The sequence below is a fragment of the Desulfobacteraceae bacterium genome, from assembly GCA_022340425.1.
Lineage (GTDB): Bacteria > Desulfobacterota > Desulfobacteria > Desulfobacterales > JAABRJ01 > JAABRJ01.
On sequence record JAJDNY010000050.1, the window covers coordinates 1 to 14051 of the forward strand.

A 14051-nucleotide genomic window follows, 5' to 3' on the forward strand; every position below is an offset into this window, starting at 1 on the left:
GGAGATGGTGATGCCGGGGGACAACGTGACGATTTCAGCTGAGCTGATCACGCCGATCGCCATGGAAAAAGAGCTGCGGTTTGCGATCCGTGAAGGCGGCCGGACGGTCGGCGCCGGCGTGGTCGCCGAAATCTTCGAATAGGCGGAGGAATTTTCCGGTGCGAATTATCATTACCTTGGCGTGTTCGGAGTGCAAGCGCCGCAACTATACCACCACCAAAAACAAGCGGACCACTCCCGACAAGCTCGAGTTCAAAAAGTACTGCAGGTTCTGCAAACAGCATACCCTGCACAAGGAAACCAAGTAGCGCCGCTGCCGAGCTGATCGGTGGAGGCGCTTTGGGCCCGCAAGGGCGGCTTGGTGAAAGGGTGGATACAGGCCAGTAGCTCGAATGGTAGAGCATCGGACTCCAAATCCGGGTGTTGGGGGTTCGAATCCCTCCTGGCCTGCCAACCTTTTTTTATTGGCCCCAGAAACGGTGTGATAGGAACGGAATGGGACGGCTACTGCGGAAAAAACCAGCGGTAAAAAAGAAGCCGGAACAACAGGAGCAGGTCAATTCGACTGACGCCTCGGCGGAAAAGTCCGAGACGCCAGCCTCGAAGGCGGCGCTTTTCGCTGATTCGGAACTGGAAGTCAAGCGGCCGGCCGCGCCCTCAAAAAAACTCTCATTCGGCGCCAAGACCACCGCTGCCAGCCAAGAAAAGAACATTCTCGACAAATCGCTTCAATTCTTGCGCGAAGTAAAGGTCGAACTTAAAAAGGTCACCTGGCCGACCCGCAAGCAGGCGGTCGGCTCAACGGTCGTTGTCATCGTGGTGGTCATGATCGTCTCGTTGTTTCTCGGGGTCGTCGATATGGGGTTGTCCAGCATGATTCGGGCGGTCCTGCCATAGACGGGGGAAAGACAGTGGCATTCAGATGGTACATCGTTCACGTTTATTCGGGTTTTGAGGGCAAGGTCAAGCAATCCCTCGAAGACCGCATCGCCACGTCGCCGCACCCTGAAAAATTCAAAGAAGTGCTGCTGCCGACGGAAGAGGTGGTGGAACTGGTAAAAGGCAAGCGCAAAACCACCTCGCGGAAATTCTACCCCGGCTATATCCTGGTGCGCATGGAGTTGGACGAGGAAACGTGGCACATCGTCAACGACACGGCGAAAGTCACGGGATTTCTGGGGGGAAAGAAGCCGACCCCCATTTCCGACGAGGAAGCCGAGCAAATCCTCAACCGGATGGAGGCCGGCAAGCTAAAGCCCCAGCCCAAGTATTTGTTCGAGCCGGGGGATGAGATCCGAGTGATCGACGGCCCCTTCAACAACTTCAGCGGAACCGTTGAAGATGTGAACCCCGAAAAGGGCAAGATAAAAGTTCTGGTCAGCATTTTTGGACGTTCTACGCCGGTAGAACTGGAGTTCGTTCAAGTCACCAAGCTGTAGGGTTCAGGTACCCGTGCCTCCCCTGCGCAGGAGTTAGGAAAAAATGGCAAAAAAGGTAATGGCTCAGATCAAGCTGCAGGTTACTGCCGGGAAAGCCAACCCATCTCCCCCGATCGGCCCTGCACTTGGGCAGCACGGCGTCAACATCATGGACTTTTGCAAGGCCTTCAACGCGCGCACCGCAAACGACGAGGGCATGATCATTCCCGTGGTGATCACCGTCTATCAGGATCGCAGCTTCACCTTCATCACCAAAACCCCGCCGGCTTCGGTGCTCTTGAAAAAAGCGGCCAAAATCGCCAAGGGCTCCGGCGACCCCAAAAAAACCAAGGTGGCCAAGGTGACCCGCAAGCAGGTGGAGGAAATCGCACAGCAGAAAATGGTGGACCTCAATGCTTATGATTTGGAGGCGGCCAGCAAGATTGTTGCTGGAACGGCGAGAAGCATGGGAATCGAGATCGTTTGAAAAAAAGGAGCGAGTTAGATAAAATGCCGAAGCGCGGTAAGAAATATTCGAACAACATGGCCAAGATCGACGGCAGCAAGCGTTACGATTTCTCCGAAGCGGTCCAGTTGGCCATTGACGCCTCCTACGCCAAATTTGACGAAACCATCGATGTCGCGGTCCGTCTGGGGGTTGACCCCCGCCACGCCGACCAGATGGTGCGCGGCACGGTCGTTTTGCCCAACGGTTTGGGCAAGGAAGTCCGGGTCCTGGTGTTTGCTAAAGGCGAGAAAGAAAAAGAAGCCGCTGACGCGGGCGCCGACCATGTGGGCAACGAGGATTTGATAGAAAAAATCAAGGGCGGCTGGCTCGATTTCGACAAGGCCGTGGCGACCCCCGACATGATGGGCGCCGTCGGAAAAATCGGCCGGCTGCTGGGGCCGCGGGGGTTGATGCCCAATGCCAAGACCGGCACCGTGACCTTCGATGTCGCCAAGGCCGTGAACGAGCTCAAGGCCGGTAAAATCGATTTTCGGGTGGAAAAGGCCGGCATCGTTCACGCCCCCATGGGCAAGGTTTCCTTCGGGGTCCAGAAGATCCTTGAAAATCTGGCGGCCTTTCTGGAGACCATCATGCGGATCAAGCCGGCCTCGGCCAAAGGCACCTATTTGAGGACCATTGCGGTGTCGACCACCATGGGCCCCGGCATCAAAATCGATTCCGGCTTTGTTAAAGATCTGATCAAATAGCTTCCTCAAAACGCCGCCCGCGGCGCCATGAGCCGCGGCGCCATGGGCGCCAACCCAACTTATGCGGTGCATGCCGACAGATTGCCTGCCCTGCAGCCATACAACACAGTCACCAAAAAACCTGTCAAAGACCGTAGGTTCACCAGTGGGTGTATAATCGGTTCCACCGGCCTACCGAGGCAGAAGATGTTTCCTGTGCGTTGCCTCCGGTTTTTTGCAGAAAACGGAAGGGAGGTGTTTTTACTACTTTGAAAATCGACCAGAAAAAACAGATCGTCGAAGAGATCAGGGACAAGTTCGCGCGCTCCAAGGTGGTCATCGTCACCGACTACAAGGGCCTGGATGTGGCTGCGATCAATGACCTGCGGCGGAAACTCCGTGAAGAAAACGTGGAGTATCAGGTCGTCAAGAACACGCTGCTTTCTATCGCAGCCGAGGGCACCGATGTTGCGGTGATCAAAGAGCGCTTCAAGGGCCCCAGCGCCATCGCCCTGAGCTACGCAGACCCCGTCGGGCCGGCCAAAATCCTCACCAAATTCGCCGATGAAAACAAGAAATTTGAAATCAAATTCGGCGCAATGGGGGGCAAGCCGCTTGACTTGCCGGGGATCAAGGCCCTGTCGTCCCTGCCGTCCCGGGAAGTCCTGTTGGCCCAGGTGCTGTCGGCCATGAACGGGGTGCCGACGGCGTTGGTGCGGGCCTTAAACGATGTGCCCACCCGCCTGGTGAATGTCCTGCGGGCCATCCGGGAACAAAAAGAAGCGGCCTAACTGCCTGCTATCAAATTAAAAAACTGGAGGAAAAAATAAAAATGGCGGACATTACAAGACAAGACGTGATCGATTTCATTGCCAACATGACCGTTCTGGAGCTCTCCGAAATGGTCAAGGAACTCGAAGACAAGTTCGGCGTTTCGGCGGCCGCACCGGTGGCCATGATGGCCGCCGGGCCGGTTGAAGGCGCCGGCGCCGCGGCGGTCGAGGAGGAAAAGACCGAGTTCGACATCATCCTGCTGGCTGCCGGGGACAAGAAGATCCAGGTCATCAAGGAAGTCCGGGCCATCACCGGACTGGGCCTGAAAGATGCCAAGGCGCTGGTGGATGAGGCGCCCAAACCGGTGAAGGAGGCCGTGGCCAAGGAAGAGGCCGAAAAAATCAAAGCGCAACTCGAGGAGGCCGGTGCTCAGGTCGAGTTGAAATAGCGCTCAGGTCGCGACATTCAAGCACCTGAACACGTCAGTACCAATGCGGAAATGGGATCCGAAATGGCCTCGGTACCCCATTTCCGCTTTACCGTTATCGTAGACTGGAGATGTCATGTCTGAAATGCCCATGATCAGCAGGCGTTTAAGAAAAAATTTCGGGAAGATCAAAAAGATCACCGATATTCCGGACCTTATCGGGATGCAGCGGGAATCCTACCAGCGATTTCTGCAGATTGACGTGCCCCCCGAAAAACGGCGGGACCACGGTCTGCAGGCCGTTTTCCAATCCGTTTTCCCCATCAAGGATTTTACCGGCAGCGCATCCCTGGAATTTGTCTCTTATCGCTTTGGCGAGGTCAAGCACGATGTCCACGAGTGTATTCATCGCGGCATGACATATGAAATCCCGGTGCGCATCACCGTGCGGCTGGTGGTCTACGATGTCGACAAGGAATCCGGGGTTTCCAACATCCGGGACATCAAGGAGCAGGAAATCTATTTCGGGACTATCCCGCTGATGACCGAGAAGGGCACCTTCATCATCAACGGCACCGAGCGGGTGGTGGTCAGCCAGCTGCACCGGTCCTCGGGGGTCTTTTTCGACCACGACCAGGGCAAGACCCATTCCAGCGGCAAGGTCATCTACAGTTCCCGCATCATTCCGGTGCGCGGCTCCTGGATCGATATGGAGGTCGACCCCAAGGACATCGTCCACATCCGCATCGACCGGCGCCGGAAGTTCCCGGTGACCCTGCTCTTCAAAGCCTTTGGCTACACGTCGGACGATCTTCTGCAATACTTCTACAAGACCGAAAAAATCACCCGCCGGGGGGACGAATTTTTCCGGGAGTTCAACCCCGATTTTCTCAAAGGCCTGCGGGCCACCGTGGACATCGTCGATCCGGTCAGCGGCGATCTGCTGGTCAAGAAGGGGCGTATGTACACCCAGCGCGCCCTGCGCCAGATCAAGAACAGTGGCCTCGAGGTGCTGCCCCTGGGTGAACAGGAGCTGCTGGGCAAGGTCCTGGCCTTTGGCATTGAGGCCCCCCGATCCGGCGAGCTCATCGCCAAGGCCAACGAGAGGATCGACGAGGACCTCTTGAAAACCATCCAGGAGGCTGCCGTTTCGGAATTTGCGATCCTTTTTATCGACGGCGTCTCCAGCAGCGATTCCATCCGCAAGACCCTGCTGCTGGACAAAGTTGAAAGCCGCGAGGAGGCGCTGGTGGAAATCTACCGCCGCCTGCGGCCGGGCAACCCCGCCACCCCGGAGGTCGCCCAGGATTTCGTCGACCACCTCTTTTTCAAATCCGCCTTTTACGACCTTTCCGATGTTGGGCGGCTGAAGATCAACCTGCGTCTGGGGGTGAACTCCCCCATCAGCGTGCGCACCCTCCGCAAGGAGGACATCCTCATGACCGCCAAGATTCTGGTGGAGCTGCGCGATACGCAGGGCATGGTGGATGACATCGATCACCTCGGCAACCGGCGGATCCGCGCGGTCGGGGAGCTGCTGGAGAACCAGTACCGAATCGGGCTGGTGCGCATGGAGCGGGCCATCAAGGAGCGCATGAGTTTGCAGGAGGTCGATGCCCTGATGCCCCACGACCTGGTCAACCCCAAGCCGGTTTCGGCGGTGGTCAAGGAGTTTTTCGGCACCAGCCAGCTCAGCCAGTTCATGGACCAGACCAACCCGCTTTCCGAAACCACCCACAAGCGCCGCCTCAGCGCCCTCGGGCCCGGCGGCCTGACCCGCGAGCGGGCCGGCTTCGAGGTGCGCGACGTGCACCCCTCGCACTACGGCCGGATCTGCCCGATTGAAACCCCTGAAGGGCCCAACATCGGGCTGATCGTTTCCCTCAGCACCTACGCGCGGGTCAATGATTACGGGTTCGTCGAAACCCCTTACCGGGTGGTCAAGGACGCCACCGTCACCAGCACCATCCGCTCGCTGAGCGCCTTTGAGGAGAAAAAACACCCCATCGCCCAGGCCAACGCGCCGATCAACGAGAAAAATGAGTTCGTCAACGAGCTGGTGACCTCGCGCATCGAGGGCGAGTTCACCATGACGCCGCGGGAGAAAATCGAGCTGATGGACATCTCGCCCAATCAGCTGGTGAGCGTTTCGGCCTCGCTGATCCCTTTTCTGGAAAACGACGACGCCAACCGTGCGCTGATGGGCTCCAACATGCAGCGCCAGGCGGTGCCCCTGATCGTCAGCAAGGCCCCCCTGGTGGGCACCGGCATCGAAGGGGTGGTGGCCAAGGATTCCGGCGTGACCCTGGTCGCCAAGCGCGACGGCGTCGTGGAGGACGTCGACGCCGCGCGTATCGTGCTGCGGCATGCGATCTCCGCCGCCGACCCCACCCAAAAGCCGGTGACGATCTACAATCTGTCCAAATTCGTGCGCAGCAACCAGAACACCTGCTACAACCATCGCCCCATCGTGCGCAAGGGCCAGAAGATCCGGGCCGGCGAGATCATCGCCGACGGCCCGGCCACCGAAAATGGCGAGCTCGCCCTGGGCAAGAACGTCACAGTGGCCTTCATGCCCTGGGGCGGCTACAACTTCGAAGACTCGATCCTGGTGAGCGAAGGGCTTGTGCGCGACGGGATCTACACCTCGGTCCACATCGAGGAGTTCGAGGTCGTGGCGCGCGACACCAAGCTGGGCAAAGAGGAGATCACCCGCGACATCCCCAACGTCGGGGAGGAGGCCCTGAAGGACCTGGACGAAAGCGGCATCATCCGCCTGGGTGCCGAGGTCAAGCCCGGCGACGTGCTGGTGGGCAAGATCACCCCCAAGGGCGAAACCCAGCTCTCCCCCGAAGAGAAACTGCTGCGGGCGATATTCGGCGAGAAGGCCGGGGACGTCAAGGACACCTCGCTGCGGATTCCGCCCGGGGTCGAGGGGACCGTGATCGATGCCAAGGTCTTCTCGCGCCGCGGGGTTGAAAAAGACGACCGCACTCGCGAAATCGAGGACATGGAAATCGCTTTGCTGGAGCAGAACCGTGAAGACGAGTTGCGCATCATTGACAAGGTGGTGCGCCAGCGTTTGGCGGAAATCCTGGCCGGTCAGAAGAGCGTCGCCCCGCTGAAAAAAGACAAACGCACCCTTGTGGCCAAGGGCGCCGAAATCACGCCGGAGATTCTGACGGATATCCCCCTGGCGCACCTGGAGGGCATCGTCCTGGAAGATGAGCAGGTGACCGAGCAGGTCCACGAGACCCTCGATCGCTACCGGCAGCAGCGTGAAGCCTGCCGCCTGGCTTTCGAGGAGCACGTCAGCCGCTACGAAAAAGGCGATGACCTGCCGCCGGGGGTGATCAAGCTGGTCAAGGTCTATGTGGCCATGAAGCGCAAGCTCTCGGTGGGCGACAAGATGGCCGGGCGCCACGGCAACAAGGGGGTCGTCAGCCGCATCCACCCCGTGGAGGACATGCCCTATTTCGAGGACGGCACCACGGTGGACATGGTGCTCAACCCCCTGGGCGTGCCCTCGCGCATGAACGTCGGGCAGATCCTGGAAATTCACCTGGGGTACGCCGCCAAGGGGCTCGGCAGACAGCTCAATGCCCTGGTGGAGGAGCAGCGCTACGAGGAACTCCGCAAAAAGGTCCAGAAACTCTTCGATAAACCCGAGCAGCAGGCCTTCCTCGACACCATGGACGACCGTGCCCTGGCCGACTACGTCGGGTACTACCGGGAGGGCGTCCACATGGCGACCCCGGTTTTCGACGGCGCCAAGGAGAGTGAGATCAAGGCCCTGCTCAAGGAGGCCGGACTGGCGACCACCGGTCAGGCGACCCTCTACGACGGCCGCACCGGAGAGCCCTTCGACCAGAAAATCACGGTGGGCACCATGTACATGCTCAAACTGCACCACCTGGTCGACGACAAGATCCACGCTCGCTCCATCGGGCCCTATTCGCTGGTGACCCAGCAGCCGCTGGGCGGCAAGGCCCAGTTCGGCGGCCAGCGCTTGGGCGAGATGGAGGTCTGGGCCATGGAGGCCTACGGTGCCGCCCACGCGCTGCAGGAGTTTTTGACGGTCAAGTCCGACGACATGGCCGGGCGCACCCGGATGTACGAAAAAATCGTCAAAGGTCAGAACGTCCTGGAGCCCGGCATTCCCGAATCGTTCAAGGTGCTCACCAAGGAACTTCAGGCCCTTGGCTTGGACGTGAAGCTGCTTGAGGGAGAAGACTGACGGTTCCGCAAAAAGCTCAATTTCTGCGTTGCGCTGCATCTCGAAGTCGCTGCGGCGTGCAGGTTTACGCCTCACTCTTCGAGATTTGCGCGCCTTGAACTTGGAGCTTTTTTCGAAACCGTCTGGATAATGGCTTACCGTTTCATCAAGATCAGGTCTGGCCGCCGGGTTCACCGGACCGTCCGCTGCAGCGGTCCTCGGCCGTTTTGCCGTGCCCCTCATCATTCCTAAGACAGGAAAACGATATGGAAACGTTATACGATTTTTTTGCCAAGCCCACCGATCCGCGCAACTACACCGCCGTTCAGATCGGTCTGGCCTCGCCGGAGCAGATCCGGCAGTGGTCCCACGGGGAGATCAAAAAACCCGAGACCATCAACTACCGCACCTTCAAACCGGAGCGCGACGGGCTTTTCTGCGCCAAGATCTTCGGGCCCACCAAGGATTACGAGTGCAACTGCGGCAAATACAAACGGATGAAACACCGCGGTGTGATCTGCGAAAAGTGCGGCGTGGAGGTCATTCAGTCCAAGGTCCGGCGGGAGCGCATGGGGCATATCGAACTGGCCACGCCGTGCGCCCACATCTGGTTTTTGAAGAGCCTGCCCAGCAAGATCGGCAACCTGCTGGATCTGACCCTTAAAAGCATGGAGAAGGTTCTCTACTTCGACAGCTACATCGTCATCGATCCCAAGGACACCGGGCTCAGCAAATACCAACTGCTGTCCGACGAAAAATACCGCGAGGCGCTGGAAACCCACGGGTCCAAATTCGAGGCCGGGATCGGTGCCGAAGCGGTCAAAAAGCTTCTGGAGGAACTGGACCTGGAGGTCCTCTACACGGAAATCAAGGCGGAGATTCAGGCGACGGGCTCCGAGGCCAAGCGCAAGAAACTCTCCAAGCGCCTTAAGATCATCGACGCCTTCCGGCGCTCGGGGATCAACCCGGCCTGGATGATCATGGACATCATCCCGGTGCTGCCCCCGGACCTGCGGCCGCTGGTGCCGCTGGAGGGTGGGCGCTTCGCCACTTCGGATCTCAACGATCTCTACCGGCGGGTCATCAACCGCAACAACCGCCTGAAGCGGCTCGTCGATCTCAAGGCACCCGACATCATCGTGCGCAACGAAAAGCGCATGCTGCAGGAGGCCGTCGACGTGCTGTTCGACAACGGCCGGCACGGCCGGGTGATCACCGGCACCAACAAGCGGCCGCTGAAGTCCCTGAGCGACACCCTGAAGGGAAAACAGGGCCGCTTCCGCCAGAACTTGCTGGGGAAACGGGTGGACTACTCCGGGCGAACCGTCATCACCATCGGCCCCAACCTGCGCTTGCACCAGTGCGGCCTGCCCAAGAAAATGGCCCTGGAGCTCTTCAAGCCCTTCGTCTACTACCGGCTGGAGGAAAAGGGGCTCGTCTCCACGGTCAAGAGCGCCAAGAAAATGGTGGAGCGTGAGGTGCCGGAGGTCTGGGACACCCTGGACGAGGTGGTGCGCGAGTACCCGATCATGCTCAACCGCGCACCGACCCTGCACCGCCTGGGGATCCAGGCCTTTGAGCCGACCCTGATCGAGGGCAAGGCCATTCAGCTGCACCCGCTGGTCTGCACCGCTTTCAACGCCGACTTCGACGGCGACCAGATGGCGGTCCACGTTCCCCTCTCGGTGGAATCCCAGATCGAAGCCCGGATCCTGATGCTGGCCAGCAACAACATCCTCTCGCCGGCCAACGGCAGCCCGATCATCGTGCCCACCCAGGACATCGTTCTGGGGATCTACTACATGACCCTCGATCTGGAGGGCGTCAAGGGCACCGGCATGCTCTTCTCCGGCCCGGATGAGGTCCGCTCGGCCTACGATGCCGGGGTGATCGATCTGCACGCCGTGGTGGAAGTGCGTATGGAGGGCGAGAAGCTCAAAACCACCGCAGGCCGCATCCTGCTGTGGGAAATCATTCCCAAGGAGCCCATCCTGGTGCTGCGCCACATCCTGACCGCCGGCGACGGCGAGGCCGAGGCGGCCGCGGCCGAGATCGGCGCAGGAGCCGATTTCATCGACATGGTCGAGAAGTACTCGGTGGGTCAGGACCGCAAAAACAATGGCTATCTCGGCCTGTTGCGCAAGGATGAGTTCAAGCGCGTCTTCAGCGCTGAGGATGCGGAGGTCGACGCCGTTTTTGCCCTCGAAGAGGGTGAGACGCTTCACCGGCGCTTCAGCAACAACGAGAACCACATCTTTCACGTTCTGGAAAAACGGCCGGAAATTTCGTTCAAAACCGTCAACCGGGTCATGGACAAGAAGAACCTGCGGGAGTTGGTGGACTTCGTCTACCGCAACTTGGGCGCCAAGGCCACGGTGATCCTCTCGGACCGGCTGAAAGACATCGGCTACCACTACTCAACCCGGGGCGGCCTGTCGATTTCGATCGATGCCATGATCATTCCGCCGGCCAAGAAAACGATCATCACCGCGGCTGAAGAGCGGGTCAAGGAAATCGACAAGCAGTACACCGAGGGGCTCATCACACCGGGTGAGAAGTACAACAAGGTGGTCGATATCTGGGCCAAGGCAACCGACGACGTCGCCAACGAGATGATGGCCATCATGAAGGCCGCGCCGATCACCGACGAGACCGGCAAGCCGATCATGGACGAAAACGGCGTCCCTGTCGGGCACGAGAGCTTCAATCCCATCTACATGATGGCAGACTCCGGCGCCCGCGGCAGCAAGGACCAGATGCGGCAGTTGGCCGGTATGCGCGGCCTGATGGCCAAGCCCTCCGGTGAAATCATCGAAACCCCGATCATCGCCAACTTCCGCGAAGGGTTGTCGGTGCTGCAGTATTTCATCTCCACCCACGGGGCCCGCAAAGGTCTGGCGGACACGGCCCTTAAAACCGCCAACTCGGGCTACCTCACGCGCCGCCTAGCGGACGTTGCTCAGGACTGCACGGTTTATGAGGAAGACTGCGGCACCATGGTGGGGGTTGAGGTCGAACCGCTGATGGAGGGCGGTGAAATCATCCAGGATATCGGGGAACGGATTCTCGGCCGGATCGCCGTCGAGGACATTCTGGATCCCTTCACCGACAAGGTCCTGGTCAAGGCCGGCGAGGAAATCAACGAGACTGCCGTCAGACGCATTGAAAACGCCGGCATCACCCGGGTGCATATCCGCTCAGCACTGACCTGCAAGTCCAGTCGCGGCGTCTGCGCCAAGTGCTACGGCCGGGACCTCTCCCACGGGGGCCGGGTCGAAATCGGTCAGGCGGTGGGAATTCTGGCGGCCCAGTCCATCGGTGAGCCCGGCACCCAGCTGACCATGCGGACCTTCCACATCGGCGGCACCGCCAGCCGGCGGGTCGAGCAGGCCGATACCCGCGCACGGGTGGAAGGCACCATCAGGTTCATCGATCTAAATGTGGTTCGCAACGCCGACAATCAGACCGTCGTCATGAACCGTCGCGGCGGCGAGTTCGCCATCGTCAACGAAGCCGGTCGCGAGCGTGAGCGGCACCCGGTGATCTATGGCGCCAACCTGATGGTCACCGACGGGCAGAGCGTTCAACCGGGGGACTTGATTGCCACCTGGGACCCGTTCACCACCCCGATCATCACCGAGGTGGCCGGGACGGTCAAGTTCGGGGACATCGAACCGGGAAAAACCATGCAGGAAAAGGTGGACCCGGTCACCGGCAAATCTTCCCGGACGATCATCGAAGCCAAGAGTGCGGAGGTCCGCCCCCGCATCTCCATCAAGGACAAAGACGGCAAAACGGCCAAACTGCAACAATCCACGGGTGTCGCCCGCTACATTCTGCCGGTGGACGCCATCATTCTGGTGGAGGAGGGCGACGAGGTCAAGGCCGGTGACATCGTCGCCAAACTGCCGCGTGCCACCACCAAAACCAAGGATATCACCGGCGGTTTGCCGCGCGTGGCGGAGCTGTTTGAAATTCGCAAACCCAAGGAGGCGTCGCTTTTGAGCGAAATCGATGGCTATGTCTCCATCGCCAAGAGCACCAAAAAGGGCAAGCAGAAGGTGACCGTGACGCCTGTGGATGTCGGCGAAAAACGGGAGTATCTGATTCCCCGGGGCAAACACATCAACGTCTACGAAGGCGATTATGTGCGCGCCGGCGAACCGATCGTCGGCGGATCGGCGAACCCCCAGGATATTTTAAGCATCAAGGGGGAGATCGCCCTGGCCCGCTACCTGGTCAATGAGGTTCAGGAGGTTTACCGGCTGCAGGGCGTGCGGATCAACGACAAGCACATCGAGGTGATTGTCAAGCAGATGATGCGCCGCGTCAAGGTGACCGAGGTCGGCGACACCGACTTCATCTTCGAGGAGCAGGTCGATCGCGGCCGGTTCGAGGAGTTCAACCGCCAGGTCATCGAGCAGGGCGGCAAGCCGGCCACCGCAGAGCCGCTGATTCTGGGGATCACCAAGGCCTCTCTGAGCACGGAGAGTTTCATTTCGGCCGCCTCCTTCCAGGAGACCACCAAGGTGTTGACCGAGGCCAGCATCGCCGGCGCCAAGGATTACCTGCGCGGGCTCAAAGAAAACGTCATCATGGGACGGCTGATTCCGGCCGGTACCGGTATGGCCGCCTACCGAAAAATCAAGGTTTCGCATTTCAAAAGCCCCATGGTCGAGGAGGCCGAGGACGTGATCGAAGAGACCCTCGGGGAGTAGACAAAAATGGGGGTAATCCTATAAAAATCTTGACAATGTGCTCATGAGAGTATACGTATGCACATTTTGTCAGGCCCGCTGGAAGCGCGAAGGAATTTTCAGGACACGAGGAGCATATGCCGACGATCAACCAGTTAGTCCGCAACGGTAGAAAACGAGTCAAGAAAAAGACCAATACCCCGGCCCTCAAGCAGGCGCCGCAGAAGCGGGGCGTTTGTACCCGGGTTTACACCTCGACCCCCAAAAAGCCGAACTCCGCCCTGCGCAAGGTTGCCAGGGTGCGGCTGACGACGGGGGTGGAAGTCACGGCCTACATCCCAGGCATCGGGCACAACCTTCAGGAGCACTCGGTGGTTCTGGTTCGCGGCGGGCGCGTCAAGGATTTGCCCGGTGTTCGGTATCACATCGTCCGGGGCACCCTGGACGCCCTGGGGGTTGACGACCGCAAGCAGGGGCGTTCCAAGTACGGTGCGAAGAGACCCAAATAGCCTTTTGGCTTGCAGGCCCTGAATAAAGGGCCGCAGACAAATTTCATAATACAAGACGTGGTGTGAGATATGCCGAGAAGAAGAGAAGTCCCAGAGCGGGTGATCATCCCGGACTCCGTGTTTAACAGCAAGCTTGTGGCTAAATTCACCAATTCCATCATGCTGGACGGCAAAAAGAGCGTTGCCGAGCGGATTGTCTACAAGGCCTTCGACATTATTGAGGAAAAAACCAAGGAAGATCCGCTCAAAATTTTCGAGCAGGCGATCGATAACGTGCGCCCCACCATCGAGGTGAAGTCACGCCGGGTGGGGGGGTCCACCTACCAGGTGCCGACCGAAATTCGGCCCTCGCGCCGGACCGCGCTGGGCATCCGCTGGTTGATCGGTTTTGCTCAGAAGCGTTCCGAAAAGGGGATGGCACGCAAGCTCGCCGGTGAGTTGCTGGACGCGGCCAACCGGCGAGGATCGGCAATCAAGAAAAAAGAAGATACCCACAAGATGGCGGAAGCCAACAAGGCCTTTGCTCATTACCGCTGGTAACTCTTCAAGCCCCGCCGCACCTGTTTTCGACCCTCTGGTTTACAGGTTTTTTTTTGTCTGCTGTGCAAGCAGTGATGGGCAGGGCGCTGATCTGTAATATTGAATTTTCAGCCCGTTTCGGGGGAGGATGAGAAAATGGCAAAAGAGAAGTTTTCGCGCACCAAGCCGCATGTGAATGTGGGAACCATCGGTCATATCGACCACGGCAAGACGACGCTGACGGCGGCGATCACCAAGCATTCGGGATTGCGGGGGCTGGCCAATTTCGTGCCGTTC

The 14051-nt window shown here is 59.3% G+C and carries 13 protein-coding genes and 1 tRNA gene; all 14 read left to right on the top strand.

Annotation, left to right across the window (positions count from 1 at the left end; genetic code table 11):
* The coding region (gene tuf, locus LJE63_04530; protein ID MCG6905870.1) for an elongation factor Tu at nucleotides 1-142 on the top strand (142 nt) is incomplete at its 5' end.
* Between the two features lie 16 nt (nucleotides 143-158).
* Complete coding sequence (gene rpmG / locus LJE63_04535) at nucleotides 159-308, top strand: 50S ribosomal protein L33 (protein ID MCG6905871.1); 150 nt, start codon at nucleotides 159-161, stop codon at nucleotides 306-308.
* A gap of 69 nt (nucleotides 309-377) precedes the next feature.
* Nucleotides 378-453, top strand: a tRNA-Trp gene (locus LJE63_04540).
* Between the two features lie 42 nt (nucleotides 454-495).
* Nucleotides 496-897: a preprotein translocase subunit SecE gene (gene secE / locus LJE63_04545; protein MCG6905872.1), complete on the top strand. Its 402-nt coding sequence runs from the start codon at nucleotides 496-498 to the stop codon at nucleotides 895-897.
* A gap of 14 nt (nucleotides 898-911) precedes the next feature.
* On the top strand, nucleotides 912-1439 hold the full coding sequence (gene nusG, locus LJE63_04550; GenBank protein MCG6905873.1) for a transcription termination/antitermination protein NusG: 528 nt from the start codon (nucleotides 912-914) through the stop codon (nucleotides 1437-1439).
* 43 nt (nucleotides 1440-1482) lie between these two features.
* A complete protein-coding gene (rplK, locus tag LJE63_04555) occupies nucleotides 1483-1905 on the top strand; it encodes a 50S ribosomal protein L11 (protein ID MCG6905874.1) in 423 nt (140 codons plus the stop codon).
* A 23-nt stretch (nucleotides 1906-1928) separates the two neighbouring features.
* Nucleotides 1929-2633: a 50S ribosomal protein L1 gene (gene rplA / locus LJE63_04560; protein MCG6905875.1), complete on the top strand. Its 705-nt coding sequence runs from the start codon at nucleotides 1929-1931 to the stop codon at nucleotides 2631-2633.
* A gap of 248 nt (nucleotides 2634-2881) precedes the next feature.
* Nucleotides 2882-3403, top strand: coding sequence for a 50S ribosomal protein L10 (gene rplJ, locus LJE63_04565; protein MCG6905876.1), 522 nt, complete (start codon nucleotides 2882-2884; stop codon nucleotides 3401-3403).
* A 41-nt stretch (nucleotides 3404-3444) separates the two neighbouring features.
* Nucleotides 3445-3834, top strand: coding sequence for a 50S ribosomal protein L7/L12 (rplL, locus tag LJE63_04570; protein MCG6905877.1), 390 nt, complete (start codon nucleotides 3445-3447; stop codon nucleotides 3832-3834).
* 115 nt (nucleotides 3835-3949) lie between these two features.
* A complete protein-coding gene (rpoB, locus tag LJE63_04575) occupies nucleotides 3950-8050 on the top strand; it encodes a DNA-directed RNA polymerase subunit beta (GenBank protein ID MCG6905878.1) in 4101 nt (1366 codons plus the stop codon).
* Nucleotides 8051-8295: 245 nt separating this feature from the next.
* Nucleotides 8296-12747 (top strand): DNA-directed RNA polymerase subunit beta', encoded by a 4452-nt coding sequence (gene rpoC / locus LJE63_04580; GenBank protein ID MCG6905879.1) that lies wholly within the window; start codon nucleotides 8296-8298, stop codon nucleotides 12745-12747.
* Nucleotides 12748-12863: 116 nt separating this feature from the next.
* Nucleotides 12864-13235, top strand: coding sequence for a 30S ribosomal protein S12 (rpsL, locus tag LJE63_04585; protein MCG6905880.1), 372 nt, complete (start codon nucleotides 12864-12866; stop codon nucleotides 13233-13235).
* Between the two features lie 69 nt (nucleotides 13236-13304).
* Nucleotides 13305-13775: a 30S ribosomal protein S7 gene (gene rpsG / locus LJE63_04590; protein ID MCG6905881.1), complete on the top strand. Its 471-nt coding sequence runs from the start codon at nucleotides 13305-13307 to the stop codon at nucleotides 13773-13775.
* 135 nt (nucleotides 13776-13910) lie between these two features.
* The coding region (gene tuf / locus LJE63_04595) for an elongation factor Tu (GenBank protein MCG6905882.1) at nucleotides 13911-14051 on the top strand (141 nt) is incomplete at its 3' end.